The sequence below is a fragment of the Burkholderia sp. BCC0398 genome, assembly GCF_902833245.1.
GTDB lineage: Bacteria > Pseudomonadota > Gammaproteobacteria > Burkholderiales > Burkholderiaceae > Burkholderia > Burkholderia sola.
This window is the reverse complement of record NZ_CADFEM010000009.1, coordinates 110,641-127,206: the sequence shown is the minus strand read 5'-3', so window position 1 is coordinate 127,206 and position 16,566 is coordinate 110,641. Positions and strand designations below refer to the sequence as shown.

The following is a 16,566-nucleotide window of genomic DNA, read 5'->3' as shown; positions in this document are numbered from 1 at the left end:
CGGACCCATCGCGCGAGCGTTCGCAACCGTCAGGATTTCCCCGATAGCCGGCGCGCCCCGCAACGCTTCCCCACCGCGCATCGCGGGCGCCGGTGGGTAGTGCGAAATCGAATGCATGTCATCGCAACATTTAATTGGTCGATCGAGATCGACTTCGCTATCGTCGGCGATGCTCGCGTACCGAGTCGAACCGTGCCGCCATCCGCGCCTCGCTGCATGATCGCGAGGGCCGCGGCCTGACCGCCGGCCCGACCATCCGGGCCGCCGCGTCCGCTCGACGGACGGACCCGATGCGAAGCCTGGCCGACCGACCGAAGGCGCATGCGCTTTCAAGCCACCCCGGCAACGACGTCCCGCCGTCGTCTGCGCGTTTCACGCGCAGGCGAACCGCCCGACGCCGTTTGCGCCCGGGGCCGGACCAACCCATTGCCTGGATGCACTATGTCTAAGACAACGTATTACGCGCCGCATGGCGGCCACCCGCCGCAGACGGATCTGCTGACCGATCGCGCGATGTTCACCGAGGCGTACGCGGTGATCCCGAAGGGAGTGATGCGCGACATCGTCACGAGCTGGCTGCCGTTCTGGACCCACACGCGCCTGTGGGTGATCGCGCGCCCGCTGTCGGGTTTCGCGGAAACCTTCTCGCAGTACATCGTCGAAGTGAATCCGGGCGGCGGCAGCGACAAGCCCGAGCAGGACAAGCACGCCGAAGCCGTGCTGTTCGTCGTCGAAGGCGAAGCGGAGCTGACGCTGCAGGGCAAGCAGCACACGCTGAAACCGGGTGGTTACGCATTCATTCCGCCGGGCGCGGACTGGACGCTGCACAACGTCAGCGATGCCGCGGTGCGTTTTCACTGGATCCGCAAGCACTATCAAGTGGTCGACGGCATTCCGCTGCCGGACGCGTTCGTGACGAACGAGCAGGACGTCGAGCCGATTCCGATGCCGGGCACCAACGGCGCATGGGTGACGACGCGCTTCGTCGACATGAGCGACATGCGTCACGACATGCACGTGAACATCGTGACGTTCGAGCCGGGCGGCGTGATTCCGTTCGCCGAAACGCACGTGATGGAGCACGGCCTGTACGTGCTGGAAGGCAAGGCCGTTTATCGGCTGAACCAGGACTGGGTCGAGGTGGAAGCCGGCGACTTCATGTGGCTGCGCGCGTTCTGCCCGCAGGCATGCTATTCGGGCGGGCCTGGGCGGTTCCGTTATCTGCTGTACAAGGATGTGAACCGTCACATGAATCTGACGCTGAACCCGGCGCGCTGAAGGCACGGCGCAGGTCGGATATGAAAGCCCGTCGGTGTTTGCCGGCGGGTTTTTTTTCGCGTTCAGCGTAGGGTCAGACAGTCAGCGGATAGGCTGTCCGACAACCCGAGCCCACACCGCCCGAAGGCGTCGCGCGCGGTCTTCGAAGAGATATGACGCCGCAAGCGCCAAGAGACCTGAAATCGCACCCGTCACGATGTGCTCGACATAGGGGATGCGGTAATGACTCGTGTGCGAGTAGGCGTCGCCCAACGTCGTCAGGACGCCAACGATCAGCGCATTGCCGTATCGATGCGCGTAGAGTTTCGAGACGGGCGTGAAAGTCAGAAGTATCGCCAGGAGCCCGGTCAGCAGACCCGTATGAAAGGCGATAGTCCAGTGGGTAACGCTCATGACGTTTCCCCAGCTCCCGGGCATGCAGGTCATGCACGCGCTGGTCGGCTGCCAGAAGCGCTGGATAAACAGTCGGACGCGGTGCTTCCACTCGGTTGACATGATGCGTTTCCATCAATGCCGTCGTCACGGCCGTTGCCACTATACGTAGATGGGTCGGCGGTGCGCCGTAGAGGCCGGGTAATCACCTCGATATCGGGGAATACTACTCCACGATCGGACGGCCGCGGTTTCAAACGAGCCCGGAGTTCAGCGCTTGCGTCTATCTGTGCGGCACCGTCCGTCCGGTGGTCTTCGCCGCTTCCCCGCAGACATTCGCGATGGGCTGTTTTCATGGTCGATGCGTATCGCTACAGCCCGAGCGCAGCCGCCGCAAGCATCGCAACCTGCAGCCGCGTATCGGCCGGCTGCTCGTCCTCCATCAACCACACCGCCGACAGCCCGGCCCACGCGAGTATCCACTTCAACAACCGTCCCCGTTCGAGCCGCGCCGCATCGGCCACGACCACGACACGCCGCTCGAAACGCACCGGATCGACCGCGATCTCATGCGCAGGATTGCAGAACAGATTCGCGTAATCGAACGCGCGCTCGCCGCGCAACCCTTTCGGGTCGATCGCGTGCCAGCCGCGATCGCCGAAATGAAGCATGTTGTCATGGTGAATGTCGCCATGCAGCACGACTTCGTCGACCGACGGCCCCGCCAGCAACTGACGAGCGACCGCCGCCGAACGGCGCAGCGCGTCATTGTCGGCATCGCTCGACAGCAACGCATAGAACCAGTCATGCAGCGGCACGACCTGCGGCACCTGCGGCGCACGATGCGCGTGCAACCGAGCGACGACGTCGCACGCGATGCGCATCGTGTCGTCATCGTGGCCCGCGGCCGACAACACGGCGAGCGTCGGCGTCGGCTGCGCGCGTTCGAGCAGGATCGCGTCGCCGTCGTGCTGCCACACTTGCGCAGCGCCTTGCCCGTTCCACCACGCCATTAGCGCATTTCCGCGCCGCTCTTCGTCGCAAGTGGCGACTTTCAGCATCGCGGGCCGCGCATGCCAGACGACCGGCAGCAGGCCGCCGCTTGCGGTCAGGATTGGGCCGCCGTCGGGGACGAGGCTCCACAGGTCGAGGTATCGATCGAACATCCGACGATGGTACAAGCGAACCGGCTCGCGCGCCCGGCGCGCTCGTCGCGACGAATGCCGCAAACCCGCATACACGGGGCGAGCGGGCTCCAAAGCGCTTTCCTAAATAAAATTTAGCCAGCCAAACTTTGGCTAAAGAATGTTCCGGTTTCATGCCATCCCTTCGACAATGCGCGCCTTTCGTGACCGATCGGCGCGTGTCTCGCGCCGGCCGTCGCGGCACTGAAGAAGGAGCCCGACATGACCGACCCCACCGCCAATCCGCCTCCGCCGCCCGCGCCGCCCTCCACACCGCCGCGCCGCCGCCGCGTATGGCGCACGCTCGCGGGCGCGCTGCTCGGCCTGACGCTCGCATGCGCGGGCATCGGCGCCTGGACGATCGATCGCATCTGGACGCAACTGCCGTCCGTCGAGCACCTGGCCGTCTATCGTCCCGCGTTGCCGCTGCGGATCTTCTCGCGCGACGGCGACCTGCTGGCCGAATACGGCGTCGAGCGGCGCGAGTTCGTGCCGCTCGAACGCATCCCGCCGCTGATGCGGCACGCGCTGCTCGCGGCCGAGGACGCAAAGTTCTACGAGCACGGCCCGGTCGATGTCGGCGGCCTCGCGCGCGCAACGTTCGCGAACGTCGTCACCGGGCAGCCGGGGCAGGGCGGCAGCACGATCACGATGCAGGTCGCGCGCAACTTCTACCTGACGCGCGACAAGGTGCTGAGCCGCAAGCTCGCCGAGATCCTGATGGCGGCCAAGCTCGAACGCGCATACAGCAAGAACAAGCTGCTCGAGCTGTACATGAACGAGATCTATCTGGGCGAGCGCGCATACGGCTTCGCGGCCGCCGCGCACGTGTACTTCGGCAAGCCGCTCGACGCGTTGAGCGCGGGCGAAGCGGCCGTGCTCGCCGGGCTGCCGAAGGCGCCGTCCGCGTTCAACCCGGTCGTCAATCCGGCGCGCGCGACCGCGCGGCGCAACTACGTGCTCGGCCGGATGCATGCGCTCGGCCAGCTCGACGATGCGGCGTATCGCGCGGCCGTCGACGCGCCGATCGCGCTGGCGACCACGCCGCCGCCAGGCATCATCGCGGCGCCGTACGTCGCCGAGCGGGCGCGCCGGATGATGGTCGAGCGGTTTCATGACGACGCGTACACGCTCGGCCTCGACGTGACGACGACGATCTCGATGCGCGACCAGCGCGCCGCCGAGGCCGCGCTCGAGCGCACGCTGAGCCGCCAGTCGCGCGCGACACGCGATGCGCGCAACGGCCTCGAAGGCGCGCTCGTGTCGCTCGATGCGGCCACCGGCGACATGCTCGCGCTGGTCGGCGGCGCAGATTTCAATCGCAACGTGTTCGACCATTCGCTGCAGGCGTATCGGCAGCCGGGGTCGAGCTTCAAGCCGTTCGTCTATTCGGCGGCGCTGGAGAAGGGCTACTTCCCCGGCGTGCTCGTCGACGATACGCAGCGCACGCTCACACACGCGGAAACCGGCGCGCGGCCGTGGCGTCCGCGCAATTTCGCGAACAACTACGAGGGTTTCATCCCGGTGCGGAGAGGGCTCATGCGCTCGAAGAACCTCGTCGCGGTCAGCCTGATGCAAGCCACCGATGCGCGCTACGTGCAGCAGCACGCGGTGCGTTTCGGCTTCGATGCGCATCGCAATCCGGCGTCGCTGCCGCTCGCGCTCGGCGCGGGCGCCGTGACGCCGCTCGAACTCGCGAGCGCATACAGCGTGTTCGCGAACGGCGGCACGCGGATGGAGCCGCGCCTGATCCTGTCGGTGAAGCAGCGTCACGGCGGCGCGATGTACGAGGCGACCGTGCCGGCGGGCGAGCGGGTCGTGTCGGCGCGCAATGCGTTCGTGATGGACAGCATGCTGCGCGACGTCGTGCGTGCCGGCACCGCGCGCGGCGCGCTCGCGCTCAGGCGTGACGACGCGGCCGGCAAGACGGGCACGTCGAACGGGTCGAAGGACGTATGGTTCGCCGGCTATTCGTCGGGCATCGTCGCGGTCGCGTGGCTCGGCTACGACACGCCGCGCCCGATGGGGCGCGCGACCGGCGCGACGCTTGCGCTGCCGGTCTGGCTCGACTACATGAAGACGGCCGTCGACGGGCGCACGCCGGTCGATGCGACGCCGCCGCAGGACGTCGCGCTCGTCGACGGCGATTTCGTCTACGCCGAATACACGCGCGGCACGTGCACGGCCGACGTGCCGGCGTATATCCGCAGCCGCTTTGCGTGCGGCGGCGCGGCGGCCGTCGATGCGCCGGATGCATCGGCCGACCACGGCCAGCGCGACGAACCGATGCCGGCCGCCGTCGATGCGGCCGAGCGCGAACGCGTGCTCGACCTGTTCCGGACCGACGACTGACGCGCGCGATGCATACGCTCTATCTGATTGCGATCGTCGCAGAAGCGATGTCGGGGGCGCTGATGGGCATGCGGCGCGGGATGGACCGCTTCGGGCTTGCGCTCGTCGGCGCGGTGACGGCGCTCGGCGGCGGCACCGTGCGCGACGTGCTGCTCGGCCACTATCCGCTCGGCTGGATCGCGCATCCCGAATACCTGGTGATCACGCTCGTCGCGGCGACCGTCGCGTCATGGGCCGCGCGGCACGTCGCGCGGATGAAGACGCTATTCGTCACCGTCGACGCGATCGGCCTTGCGGCGTTCACGATCATCGGCTGCGACATCGGCGCATCGACCGGCACGGCGCCGATCATCGTCGTGCTGGCCGGCGCGATCACGGGCGTGTGCGGCGGGATGCTGCGCGATTTACTCTGCAACGAGATGCCGCTGATCCTGCGCGAGGAACTGTATGCGAGCGTCGCGTTCGCCACGGGCGCGCTGTATGTCGGGATGCAGCATGTCGACATCGATGCGGGATTCGCGACGCTCGTCGCGCTGGCGGCCGGCTTCTCGATGCGGATGCTCGCGGTGCGGCTCGGCTGGAAGATGCGGACCTTCGGCGCGGCGGACGTCGAGCATTGAGCGTTCGTGCTCATGCCTGCCGTGCCGGCATTCAGTCCGGCTGCATTACCTGAAAGACGTTCCCTTCCGGATCGACGCCGTCATACATTCGGAACGGGAAGCCATCGTAGCGCTTGGGATCGCGCACGGTCACGCCATCTCGGGCGAGCCGGTCGCGATGCGCGTCGAGATCGGCGTCGATCCTGAATACGAGTTTCACGTTGCTGGTGGTTGCGTACGCGTTCGTGTTTGCGAATGCGGCCGCATCACGGAACGCCGGCCCGGCCCGATGCAGCGCGAGTGCGATCGCGCCTGCGTCGAGCACGACCCATTCGACGTCGATTTCCCGATGACGGGCAGTGCGAAATATCGTTGGTAGAACGCCTTCAGCAACGCGACGTCGCGGACGTACAGGATGATGCGGGTCATCGGAAGCGGCACGGAGGTTTCCTCGAAAAGGGGCAGACGAACGATCTCGAGCGAACGCCGCCGCTGACGGCAGCGCACGACGCTACGATCATGCGACACACGCCCGCGCTACGCGGGCACCATCACCGGCGGCGTCCCGTCGCCGGTTTCCACCCTCTTCACCGCGAAGCCATAGCACCGCGCGATATGGGCCGGCGTCATCACGTCGCGCGGTGTGCCCTGCGCGACGATCGTGCCGTCGGCGAGCATCGCGATCGTATCCGCATGTCGCGCGGCGAGGTTCGGATCGTGGACGATCGCGAGCACGCCGAGCTGCCATTCGCGCGCGACGGCGCGTACGGTATCGAGCAGCCGGTGCTGGTGCGCGAGATCGAGCGCGGCGGTCGGTTCGTCGAGCAGCAGGTAGCGCGGGCCGGTTTCCGTCGCGTCGTGGTCCGGCCACAGCTGCGCGAGGACGCGGGCGAACTGCACGCGCGCGAGTTCGCCGCCCGACAGCGTCGTGACGTCGCGGCCGACGAGTGCGTCGGCCCCCGCGCGTTCGAGCGCGCGCCACGCGATGTCGCGATCGCGGTGCGCAACGACGTGGCGGGCGCCGCTGCGCCGCGCATGCGGATAGCGGCCGAGCAGCACGATTTCGTCGACGCTGAACGGGAACGCGGGCTGCGCGGCCTGCGGCAGCACCGCGCGCAGGCGCGCGAGCCGCGGCGCATCGATGCGCGCGAGCGGTTCGCCGTTCAGCGTGACGTCGCCCGTCACGCGCACGCCGTTCGGCGCGACGCTGCCGGTCAGCTCGCCGGCGAAGGTTTTCAGCAGCGTGCTCTTGCCCGCGCCGTTGCGGCCGAGCAGCGCGGTCACGCGGCCGGGTTCGATCGACAGCGACAGATTCCGCAGGATCGTGTCGTGCCGACGGGTGACGTCGAGGTGATGGGCAGTCAGCATGGTCGTCGTGAAGAAGGGATCAGCCGCCGAGCGCGCCGCGGTTCTTCCACAGCAGCGCGAGGAAGAACGGCGCGCCGAGCAGCGCGGTCAGCACGCCGAGCGGAATGTCGGCGGGCGCGGCGACCGTGCGTGCGGCGAGGTCGGCCGCGAGCGTCAGCAACGCGCCGAGCAACGCGGCGCCGGGCAGCACGATGCGCTGGTCGGGGCCGCACGCAAGGCGCATGCAATGCGGCGCGACGAGCCCGATGAAGCCGATGATGCCCGCGCACGACACGAGCGCGCCGACCGCGAGCGCGACCGCGACGAGCACGCGCCGCTTCAGTCGCTGCACGGGCACGCCGAGATGCAGCGCTTCGGTTTCGCCGAGCTGCAGCGCGTTCAGCGCATCGCGTTCGCGCACGAGCAGCATGCAGCCGAGCGCCACGCACGGCGCGACGGCCGCGAGCGTCGACCATTGCGCGCCGCCGAGGCTGCCGAGGCTCCAGAAGGTCAGCGAGCGCAGCTGCGCGTCGTCGGCGACGAACGTGAGCAGCCCGATCGCCGCGCCGGCCAGCGCATTGATCGCGATGCCGGCGAGCAGCAGCAGCGGCAGCGCGAGCCGGCCGCGCGACGCGGCCAGCCGGTAGACGAGCGCCGCGACCGCGAGGCCGCCCGCGAACGCGGCGACCGGCAGTGCGACCGCACTCGCGTGGGCGGCAAAGAGCGCGGGGCCGAGCACGATCAGCGTGGTCGCGCCGAGCGCGGCGCCGCTCGACACGCCGACGAGCCCCGGATCGGCGAGCGGGTTGCGGAACAGCGCCTGCATCGCGGCGCCGGTCGCGCCGAAGCCGCCGCCGACCAGCAGCGCGAGCACGACGCGCGGCGCGCGGATGTCGAGCAGCACCGCGCGCGCCTGCTGAGCGGCCGCGTCGCCGCTCAGCGCGGCCCAGGCTTGCGCCAGCGGAATGCGGTACGCGCCGACGCACAGCGCGACGACGGCCATCGCGCCCACCAGAACGGCGAGCGCGGCGAGGACGAACGGCGCGAAGCGGCGCGACGTGCCAACACGGGCGGCGCCGGCGCGCGAGGCGGGCGACGGCGCGTTGAAGGGCGAAGCGTGAGCGGGCATCGGGTCGATCCGGAATCAGGCGAGCGCATTCGACAGGCGTCGATGCAGGGTCGTGACGGCGAGCGGCAGGCGCGGGCCGAAGCCGAGCAGGAACAGTGCGTCGAGCGACACGACGCGCCGCGCGCGGCCGGCCGGCGTCGCACCGAAGCCGGGCGTCGCGAGCAGCGCGGCGTGGCCGCCGACGGCCGCCAGCCCTTCGTCGGAGATCAGCACGACGTCGGGCGCGGCCGCCGCGAGCGCCTCGGTCGTCAGCGGCTTGTAGTGCTCGAAGCCCTGCATCGCGTTGCGCGCGCCCGCGTAGCGGATCATCGCGTCGGCGGCCGTGCGCTGGCCCGCGACGAGCGCCTGGGTGCCGGTGTGGTTCAGCACGAACAGCACGCGCGGCGGCTGCGCGCCGCCGGGCGCGCGCGCGGCGACCGCGTCGCGCGCGGCCTGCCAGTCGCGATCGAAGCGTTGCAGCAGCAGGGTGCCGGCATCGCGTACGTCGAGCGCCTGCGCGACGCCGGTGATCTTCGCGCGCACCGATTCGACGTCGTGGCGCTCGTCGAACGTCGTCACCGTGACGCCGGCGCCTTTCACCTGCGCGATCGCCGTCGGCGGGCCGGCTTCCGCGGAGGCCAGCACGAGATCGGGCCGCAGCGACAGCAGCCCTTCGGCCGATAGCGCGCGCTGGTAGCCGACCTTCGGCAGGCGCTTCGCGGCGTCGGGATACGTGCACGTCGTGTCGGCGCCGACGAGCCGGTAACGCGGCGTCTCGGCGCCGCCGAGCGCGAACGCGGTTTCCGCCAGCGCGCCGCCGATCACGATCACGCGTTTCGGCGCGGCGGCAGCGACCTGGGCGAGCACGCCGGCGGGCAGTGCGCCCGCGAGCGCACCGGCCGCCGCACCGGCCAGCAGCGACCGGCGGCGCGGATCGAACGGCCGCGCGCTCACCGCGCGCCCCCGCGTGCGGCCGCCGGCAGCGTCGCGACGAGCGCGCGCCAGTCGTCGCGCTCGACCTTGCCGGGCTTGCGCTCGCCGAACAGCAGCGCGACGTGGTCGCCCTGCCGGTCGAACAGCTCGAGCGACGTGACGATGCCGTCGCTCGTCGGCTTCTTCACGACCCATGCGGCGGCGATCAGGTCCTCGCGGACATGCAGGTTGAAGCCCGGATCGAGGACGTTGATCCACGCGCCGACCTCGCGCACGTTCGCGACGGGGCCCGTATGGATCTGGATCATTCCCGCGTTGCCGACGAACACCATGATCGGCTGGCCGCTTTGCGCCGCGTGTTCGAGCACGTGGCGCAACGCATGCGCGGTTTCGACCGGATACGCGTAGTGCGGATCGGCGAGGCGCAGCGCCTGCATGCGGCTCACGCCGAAGCGCTGCGTGATGCCGAAGAACTGGTGCGTATCGGTCATCGCGTCCCATGCGGCGCGAAAGCCCGCGACGTCGATCTCGCTATCGGCGCGCTCGGGCATTTTCGGCGCGGCGGGCGCGACCTCGAGGCCCGGCTCCTGCGACTGCGCGCGCCAGCGTTCGACGAACGCGTCGTACGCGGCGTGATCGCTGTGCGCGCGCAGATAGACCTTGTGGATCGCATGGCCCTGCGCATCGAAGAACTGCAGGCTCTTCAGCGGGCCGTGCGCAGTCTCGTCGCGCACCGCGAACGCCGACACCCAGTGACGATAGAAGATGCGCAGGTCGATGTCGCCGAGCGCGAGGCCGACCGGGCCGTCGTGGCTCATCTGCGCGTATTCGCCGTCCTTTTCGTGGACGGCCGTGTCGTTGCGCGTCAGCGCCATCACGCGGCCGAGGCGCGGCATTTCCTCGAACATCGCCGGAAAGCGCGCGTCGAGCCGCACGACGTGCTCGCCGACGAACGCGGCGAGCGCCTCGCCTTCGCTGACGCCGAGCGCCTGCGCGACGTCGCGGTTGCGCAGCTGACGCTCGGTCTTGAGCTTGACGAACGCGTCGCGCAGCGCGGCGGCCGCGCGGGCCGGCGTGGCCGATTGACCGGGAAGGGCGGATTGCATCATGTCGGACTCCTTCGAGTAACGGTTGGGATGGGCGCGCGGGCGACGCGCATCAGAAATCCACTTTCATGCTGACGGCGACGGTGCGGCCGGGCGACGAATACGCGTCGAGCACCTGCGCGTCGGACGCGAGGCCGCGCACGTCCGACCAGTTCCAGTACTTGCGGTCGAACAGGTTGCGGATGCCGATCGTCGCGCTCACGTGCTTGTTGAAGCGGTAGCCGCCGTGCAGGTCGACGACGAATGAAGACGGTGGCGCGAAGCACGACGTTCTCGCCCCCGGGCACGCGTTCGCCGGGATGTCCTTGTCGCGTTTGGCGGCCTGGAACAGCAGGTCGGTCTGCACGAACCAGCGTTCGCTCGGTTCGTACCGCACGCCGAACACGGCCGAGAACGGATTGATCGTGTCGAGCGGCTGGCTGGCCGCGCCGTTGTCCTGCGTCGAGCCCTTCGTGAACGCCATTGCCGTCTTCAGCGTGATGCCGTTCGGCATCACCCATTCGGCGCGGCCTTCGAGGCCGTGGATGCGCGCGTCGGCGAAGTTCACGTACTGGAACACGAACGGGTCGACCGGCCGGCCGCTGCCGGCGATCGTCGTGCGCGAGATGAAGTTGCGGTAGCGGCCGGTGAACGCGGCCGCGCTGTAGCGCACGACGCCGTAGCCGGTGCCGGCCTTGCCGCGCAGGCCGGCTTCGAACGTGTCGCTGGTTTCTGGCTTCAGGTTCGGATTGCCGATCGACGTGTAGCCGTACACCGGGTTCGAGAAGCTGCTGTTCACCTGATCGGGCGTCGGCGCACGGAAGCCATGCGCGTACTGCACGTACGGAATGACCGCGGGCGTGATCTCGTAGAGCACGGCGACGCGCGGCGACAGTTCGTTCGCGCTCGTCGACACGGCCTTGCCGGTGAACAGCGGATCGTTTGCGGTCGGACTCAGCCGGTACGTGTCGAAGCGCAGGCCCGGCGTGACGAGCAGGCGGCCGTAACCGATCTGGTCCTGCACGAACGCGCCGAACAGCGTGTAGTCGGTGTCGGGGAACGCCTTGTTCGGAAACGCTTCGCCGACGCCCGGCACCGTGCCGTCGCGCAGGTTCGTCACGCGCGACACGCTGCCGTCCACGCCGTAGAGCAGCTTGTGTGCGAACGGGCCGGTCGCGAAGCCGCTTTCGGCGAACGCGGTGCCGCCGAACGTGCGTTCCTTGTACTGGTTGTCGCGCGAACGCGAAGCCGCCCGGCCGCGCGTCTCGAACGCGTACTGGTCCTGCTTCGCGTCCTGGTAGTAGAACTGCACGTGCGCGGTCTGGAACCAGCGGAACGCGTCGTCGCGGAAGTCGTAGTCGACGCTGAAGCGATTGCGCTCGAGCCGGTCGTAGGTCGTGAGGCCGAGCGTGGTCGGCGGGCTGATCGCCGACAGCACGTCGGTGCTCACGCGCCGCTGCACCGTTTCGGCGGTGAACTTGATCGTGTCGCGCGCGGTGGGCGTCAGCACGAGCTTGCCGAGCAGCGATTCCGAATAGACGTCCTGCGGGTTCGACGTCGTGCGCAGCGTGCTCGCCGAATTGTTGCTGCCGCGCGTGTCGACCTCGTGGCCGCGCCGGCCGTCGGCGATGATCATCCCCTGGATGCGATCGTTGCCGCCCGCGGCCGATACGGTCGCGCCGATGCTGCGGTCGGTCGAGTCGTAGCTCGGCCGGAACGAGAAGTAGTAGGGCTTTCCGTAGATCGACAGCAGGTCGCGCGGGTCCTTCGTGATGAAGTTCACCGCGCCGGTCAGGCCGTCGCTGCCGTACAGCGCCGACGCCGGCCCGCGCAGGATCTCGATGCGCTTGAGCGTGTCGAGATCGGCGTAGTCGCCGCGGCCCGCTTCGAGCGGACCGAACGAAAACGCGTTCGGCAGGCGGATGCCGTCTTCCATCAGCAGCACGCGATTGCCTTCGAGGCCGCGGATGTTGATGCTCGAATCGCCGTCGCGGCCGCCGCCGAGCGCGGCGCTGCCCGGCCGGTACGCGGTGCGGCGCACCGTGATGCCCGGCTCGTAGCGCAGCGCGTCCTTGATGTTGGTGACCTGCCGTTCTTCGAGATCCTCGTCGGTGATCACCGACACGGACGCCGCCGTGCGGCTCGCCGCAGTGGCGGTGCGGGTGGCCGTGACGGTGACGGGATCGAGCAGCGCCGCATCGCCGCGCGCGGACGCGGCGGCGGTCAGGACGGCGGAAGGCGGGTTGGCGCCTTGCGGCGACGAATCGGCGTGAGCCGGGGCAGCGGACAGGCCGAACGCGCCGAACAGCGCGGCACAGATCGGCCGCCGCGCCAGCGTATAGCAATGCACAGGTGGTCTCCCATTGACGATAACAAGCCCGAAGGCTGGCTGGGCGACGCGTTCACCTGGCTGGCCCGTTTGCGCGCGATAGGCGGCAAACGGCGATTTGAAAGGCAACTGACAACCTTGTCAGTGTAAATGAGAATTGTTATCAATACAAGAACGCAAAGCGGCTCATGCGAGTGAGCACTTGCATGCACGGCTCGGGCGAGCCGTGGCGCAAAATTTGAGAGAAACAGGCGCTAAGCCAGCGCTTCGATGCGAATCAGCAGGTTGCGCGCATGCGCGATGAACGCGTCGTGCGTCGCGCGATCGCTGTGGCTTTCGATGCCTGCCTGTTCGGCGAACGCGATCTGTTCGGTGTAGAGCTCGACGAGCGCGCGACGTGTGTCAGGGGGAAGCGCGCGGATCATCGACACGATCAGCAGTTCCTGCGCGCGAAGCATGCCGGACAGCGATTGAGCGTTCATGCTGGCCTCCTCGGACGATGCGGCGGCGAGCCGCTCTTTCCATACTAGGCGGTTGGCGTCCGCCGTGGAGGCGAGATGCGTGTGGAGCGGCGCATGGCACGCGATTCGACGGGCAGGCCGCGCACACCGACGCTCGCCGCGGGCGTGCGGCAAGCGCGAATCGAAGCGTGCACGAATGGAGTGGAATCAGCCGGCGGCGGTGGCGGACTGCGCATCGCGCACGACCTGCGCGACGCGTTCGACGAACGCGGCGTCGACGCTCGACAGCGCTTCGCGCTTGCCGTCGGGCATCTCGACCATCAGCCGATACGTGATGTCCTGCGTGGCCCACGCGAGATAGCCGACGACGACGAGCATCACGCCGACCACCAGCGCGGCGCTCGATGCGCCGATGCCGCCCGCGACGGCGACGGCCGCGCCGATCAGCGAGATCAGCGACGGCACGAGACGGTTCTTTGGAATCTTGACGACATCGACCTGGCGGATGTCACGCAGTGCGAATACCTGCCCGGCGGCCGACAGGCCGTTGCGCGTGACCATGACGCCACGTTCGTTGAATGCGTTTTCCATCGTGTGTGACGTGGACGAAAACGCGCAGCGTAGCAGGTTTCGTTGCCGCGTCAAACGAGACCGACTGCCGCACGATGCGTGCGGCGCGGCCGGCGGACGGGAAGCGGGTGGAATGGAAACGCGTTCAGAACTGCAGCCGGCCGTCGCCGTAAAGCCGGCCCGGCACGTGCGACGCGACGACCTCGGCGATCTCTTCGTCGGTCGATTCGGCCGGCACGATCTGGCGCCGCGCGGGTGCATCGAGATGCATCGTCCACTCGACGAGACGATACGGACGGCCCCATGGCCGCTGCATTTCCACCGAGACGCGGCAGCTCTGGACCGGCAGCGAGTGTTGGCACGTCAGAATCGCGTGCAGATGGCTGAAAACGGTATCTTCGATCATCGTGGCCTCCGATCCTGTCTTGTGGGCAGTTGATGGCGGTGCCGTAGGGAGTCTCAAAAAAAAAAGCCGCCGATGCTCAGGCGGCCAACAGGGGGGGTGAGAGCATCGTCTCAGCCCAGAATTAAGCGAAACTTAAAAGCGCATAAAAAAGCGCCCCGCGTGGAGCGGGGCGCTGCGTGCCGTCCTGATCCGCGCGTGACGCGGACAGTTAAGCGGATGCTTTAGAACTTGTGACGGATACCGACGCGAGCAGCCAGCTGGTTCGACGAACCGTTGCCCGACGTGTTGAAGTAGCTCGTGCTCGAACCGATCTGCGCCTGCACGTTGTTGCCCGATGCCTTCTGGTAGATGACCAGGCCGTACACGTCCGTACGCTTGCTCAGTGCGTAGTCGAGGCCCACGTTGCCCTGGTTCCAGTGCGCCGAGCTGCCGCTTTGCGTCGCGTTCGTGTACGTGTAGCCCGCTGCCGCCGACAGCGCCGGCGTGAACGCATACTTCACGCCTGCTTCGTATGCGTTGTAGAACGTGCCCGATGCGCCTGCCGCGATCGGGGTGAACTGCGTGCGCGTCCACAGCAGCCATGCCGTTGCCGGGCCGAAGACATAGCGGCCGCCGACGCCATACGTGCGCAGGTCGCGGATGTTCGTCAGCGCGATGTTCGCGATCGACGTCGAGAAGGCCGGCGTCGACTGGCTCGGGAAGCGGATGTCCGTGTACGCGGCGCCGAGCGAGAACGGGCCGTTCGCGTAGTTCAGGCCGAAGCTGTAGGCGCGCGACGAACCGGCCGTCGTCGTGGTGCCCGTCGTCGTCGACGGTGCGCCGGCGAAGTCGGTCGAGTTCGAGAAGCCGTACAACGCGCCGAACGTGAAGCCGGCGTAGTTCGCGCTCTGGAACTTCACCGCGTTGTTGATGCGGCTCGACGTCAGCTGGTCGATGTCGTTCACGTGGTAAGCGTAGTTACCCGCGACCGTGTTGCCGCCGGTCGAGTAGTTCGAGCCGAGGATGTCGGTCGAGAACGAGTACTGGCGGCCGAACGTGACCGTGCCGTATTGCGCCTGGCTCAGGCCGACGTAAGCCTGGCGACCGAAGATCGCGCCGCCTTGGCCGATCGTGCCGTTACCGCTGTTGAAGCCGTTTTCGAGCACGAAGATCGCCTTCAGGCCGCCACCGAGGTCTTCGGTGCCGCGCAGGCCCCAACGGCTGCCCTGGGCCACGCCGTCGTCGTACTTGAACAGCTTGCTGCTGCCGCCGTTGGCGGTCTTGCTGTGGTTCACGTAGCTGATACCGGCATCGATGACGCCGTACAGGGTCACGCTGCTTTGTGCGTGCGCCGTGCCGGCCGTTGCTGCGAGGGCGGCGATGGTCAACAGTTTCTTGTTCAAAGGATTCTCCGAGCGAATGAATGGCGTGTCCAGTTGCGGTTCCGGCGCTCTCTATGGAGCGCTTTCACGGACCGGCGCAACTTTATCGGCGGGCCACGTAATGAATATGACAGCGACTGTCATATGACGAATCTGTGGTGCCGATGCGACACCGAATTCTGCCCGGGTTGTATAGCGGGGGTTATACCGATTTCGGCTGAGATTCGATTCCGAACCGGAATATGCACATGAAATAAGCTTGGTTTGCCGCATCCGCGCCCCGTGCCACGATCCGTCCTCCAACAAACGACACGGGACAAGAGGACACCCCATGCGACGTTCGATTCTGACCGGCCTCGGCGCACTCGCCGCCGCGCTGGCATTCGCCGCGCCCGGCGCGCACGCCGACTCCCAAACGCTGAAGATCGGCACGATGAGCGGCCCCGACGCGCAGATCTGGACCGAGGTGACGAAAGTCGCCGCGCGCGAAGGCCTCGCGATCAAGGTCATCGAATTCAACGACTACGTGCAGCCGAACGCGGCGCTCGATTCCGGCGATCTCGACGCGAACGGTTTCCAGCACCAGCCGTTCCTCGACAGCCAGATCAAGCAGCGCGGATACAAGATCGTCAACGTGGGGCTCACCTATACCGCGCCGATGGGCTTCTATTCGACGAAGCTCAAGTCGCTGAAGGATTTGCCGGCGGGCGCGAAGGTCGGGATCCAGAACGATCCGTCGAACGGCAACCGTGCGCTGTTGCTGCTGCAGAAGTACGGGGTGATCAAGCTGAAGCCGGGCGTCGGCGCGAACGGCGTGAACGCGACGCCGCTCGACATTGCCGAGAACCCGAAGAAGATCAAGATCGTCGAGCTTGATTCCGCGCAACTGCCGCGCGCGCTGCCCGACCTCGACGCCGCGTCGATCAACACCGACTACGCAGTGAAGGCCGGGCTCACGCCGGTGAAGGATGCGATCGCGATCGAGGATCTGCGCGGGCCGTACGCGAACCTGATCGCGGTGCGCGCGCAGGACAAGGACAAGCCGTGGGTGAAGAAGCTCGTCGCGGCCTATGAATCGGACGACGTGCGCAAGTTCATCGACCAGAAGTTTGGCGGCGCGATCGTGCCGGCGTTCTGAACGTCCTTCGCGCGCAGCGCGCGGCGGCGCAGCATCGGCTGCC

At 67.9% G+C, this 16,566-nt stretch carries 15 protein-coding genes and 1 pseudogene; 4 read left to right on the top strand and 12 right to left on the bottom strand.

Annotated elements, in window-relative coordinates; genetic code table 11:
• Positions 1-441: 441 nt before the first annotated feature.
• On the top strand, positions 442-1,278 hold the full coding sequence (locus tag HWX76_RS20620; RefSeq protein WP_050012158.1) for a bifunctional allantoicase/(S)-ureidoglycine aminohydrolase: 837 nt from the start codon (positions 442-444) through the stop codon (positions 1,276-1,278).
• Positions 1,279-1,359: 81 nt separating this feature from the next.
• Here HWX76_RS20620 and HWX76_RS20615 read toward each other — a convergent pair whose 3' ends face one another.
• Together HWX76_RS20615 and HWX76_RS20610 are read right to left on the bottom strand one after the other, a co-directional pair.
• A complete protein-coding gene (locus tag HWX76_RS20615) occupies positions 1,360-1,773 on the bottom strand; it encodes a hypothetical protein (protein ID WP_050012157.1) in 414 nt (137 codons plus the stop codon).
• Positions 1,774-2,021: 248 nt separating this feature from the next.
• Positions 2,022-2,816, bottom strand: coding sequence for an aminoglycoside phosphotransferase family protein (locus HWX76_RS20610; protein ID WP_176016279.1), 795 nt, complete (start codon positions 2,814-2,816; stop codon positions 2,022-2,024).
• Positions 2,817-3,056: 240 nt separating this feature from the next.
• Between HWX76_RS20610 and HWX76_RS20605 the strand changes: the two genes are divergently transcribed.
• Together HWX76_RS20605 and HWX76_RS20600 are read left to right on the top strand one after the other, a co-directional pair.
• Positions 3,057-5,186 (top strand): PBP1A family penicillin-binding protein, encoded by a 2,130-nt coding sequence (locus HWX76_RS20605; RefSeq protein ID WP_176016278.1) that lies wholly within the window; start codon positions 3,057-3,059, stop codon positions 5,184-5,186.
• A gap of 8 nt (positions 5,187-5,194) precedes the next feature.
• Positions 5,195-5,806, top strand: a complete 612-nt coding sequence (locus HWX76_RS20600; RefSeq protein WP_050012154.1) for a trimeric intracellular cation channel family protein — start codon at positions 5,195-5,197, stop codon at positions 5,804-5,806.
• A gap of 31 nt (positions 5,807-5,837) precedes the next feature.
• Here the strand turns inward: HWX76_RS20600 and HWX76_RS20595 are convergent.
• The 10 genes and pseudogenes from HWX76_RS20595 to HWX76_RS20550 form a co-directional block, all read right to left on the bottom strand.
• A pseudogene (locus HWX76_RS20595) lies at positions 5,838-6,226 on the bottom strand (VOC family protein).
• Positions 6,227-6,322: 96 nt separating this feature from the next.
• The gene (locus HWX76_RS20590) at positions 6,323-7,153 is read right to left on the bottom strand and encodes a heme ABC transporter ATP-binding protein (RefSeq protein ID WP_050012153.1); all 831 of its coding nucleotides are present in this window, start codon (positions 7,151-7,153) and stop codon (positions 6,323-6,325) included.
• Between the two features lie 19 nt (positions 7,154-7,172).
• Complete coding sequence (locus tag HWX76_RS20585) at positions 7,173-8,261, bottom strand: iron ABC transporter permease (protein WP_050012152.1); 1,089 nt, start codon at positions 8,259-8,261, stop codon at positions 7,173-7,175.
• 15 nt (positions 8,262-8,276) lie between these two features.
• Positions 8,277-9,194 (bottom strand): helical backbone metal receptor, encoded by a 918-nt coding sequence (locus tag HWX76_RS20580; protein ID WP_050012151.1) that lies wholly within the window; start codon positions 9,192-9,194, stop codon positions 8,277-8,279.
• Entirely contained in the window at positions 9,191-10,282 is a 1,092-nt protein-coding gene (locus HWX76_RS20575; protein WP_050012150.1) for a hemin-degrading factor, read from the bottom strand. The genes HWX76_RS20580 and HWX76_RS20575 overlap by 4 nt, the downstream gene beginning before the upstream one ends.
• Positions 10,283-10,331: 49 nt before the next feature.
• Positions 10,332-12,608, bottom strand: a complete 2,277-nt coding sequence (locus HWX76_RS20570; RefSeq protein ID WP_050012149.1) for a TonB-dependent hemoglobin/transferrin/lactoferrin family receptor — start codon at positions 12,606-12,608, stop codon at positions 10,332-10,334.
• Between the two features lie 233 nt (positions 12,609-12,841).
• A complete protein-coding gene (locus HWX76_RS20565; protein WP_012339294.1) occupies positions 12,842-13,069 on the bottom strand; it encodes a hypothetical protein in 228 nt (75 codons plus the stop codon).
• A gap of 186 nt (positions 13,070-13,255) precedes the next feature.
• Positions 13,256-13,639, bottom strand: coding sequence for a DUF6232 family protein (locus HWX76_RS20560; RefSeq protein ID WP_050012148.1), 384 nt, complete (start codon positions 13,637-13,639; stop codon positions 13,256-13,258).
• 124 nt (positions 13,640-13,763) lie between these two features.
• On the bottom strand, positions 13,764-14,024 hold the full coding sequence (locus HWX76_RS20555; RefSeq protein WP_011548992.1) for a DUF2866 domain-containing protein: 261 nt from the start codon (positions 14,022-14,024) through the stop codon (positions 13,764-13,766).
• A gap of 221 nt (positions 14,025-14,245) precedes the next feature.
• Positions 14,246-15,406, bottom strand: a complete 1,161-nt coding sequence (locus tag HWX76_RS20550) for a porin (protein ID WP_050012147.1) — start codon at positions 15,404-15,406, stop codon at positions 14,246-14,248.
• 310 nt (positions 15,407-15,716) lie between these two features.
• Here HWX76_RS20550 and HWX76_RS20545 point away from each other — a divergent pair, with 310 nt between their 5' ends.
• The gene (locus tag HWX76_RS20545; protein WP_050012146.1) at positions 15,717-16,523 is read left to right on the top strand and encodes a MetQ/NlpA family lipoprotein; all 807 of its coding nucleotides are present in this window, start codon (positions 15,717-15,719) and stop codon (positions 16,521-16,523) included.
• Positions 16,524-16,566: the final 43 nt, after the last annotated feature.

Coding starts and splice junctions, on each gene's coding strand:
- HWX76_RS20620 (WP_050012158.1), top strand. CDS start 442: ATGTCTAAGACAACGTATTACGCGCCGCATGGCGGCCACCCGCCGCAG.
- HWX76_RS20615 (WP_050012157.1), bottom strand. CDS start 1,773: ATGTCAACCGAGTGGAAGCACCGCGTCCGACTGTTTATCCAGCGCTTC.
- HWX76_RS20610 (WP_176016279.1), bottom strand. CDS start 2,816: ATGTTCGATCGATACCTCGACCTGTGGAGCCTCGTCCCCGACGGCGGC.
- HWX76_RS20605 (WP_176016278.1), top strand. CDS start 3,057: ATGACCGACCCCACCGCCAATCCGCCTCCGCCGCCCGCGCCGCCCTCC.
- HWX76_RS20600 (WP_050012154.1), top strand. CDS start 5,195: ATGCATACGCTCTATCTGATTGCGATCGTCGCAGAAGCGATGTCGGGG.
- HWX76_RS20590 (WP_050012153.1), bottom strand. CDS start 7,153: ATGCTGACTGCCCATCACCTCGACGTCACCCGTCGGCACGACACGATC.
- HWX76_RS20585 (WP_050012152.1), bottom strand. CDS start 8,261: ATGCCCGCTCACGCTTCGCCCTTCAACGCGCCGTCGCCCGCCTCGCGC.
- HWX76_RS20575 (WP_050012150.1), bottom strand. CDS start 10,282: ATGATGCAATCCGCCCTTCCCGGTCAATCGGCCACGCCGGCCCGCGCG.
- HWX76_RS20565 (WP_012339294.1), bottom strand. CDS start 13,069: ATGAACGCTCAATCGCTGTCCGGCATGCTTCGCGCGCAGGAACTGCTG.
- HWX76_RS20560 (WP_050012148.1), bottom strand. CDS start 13,639: ATGGAAAACGCATTCAACGAACGTGGCGTCATGGTCACGCGCAACGGC.
- HWX76_RS20555 (WP_011548992.1), bottom strand. CDS start 14,024: ATGATCGAAGATACCGTTTTCAGCCATCTGCACGCGATTCTGACGTGC.
- HWX76_RS20545 (WP_050012146.1), top strand. CDS start 15,717: ATGCGACGTTCGATTCTGACCGGCCTCGGCGCACTCGCCGCCGCGCTG.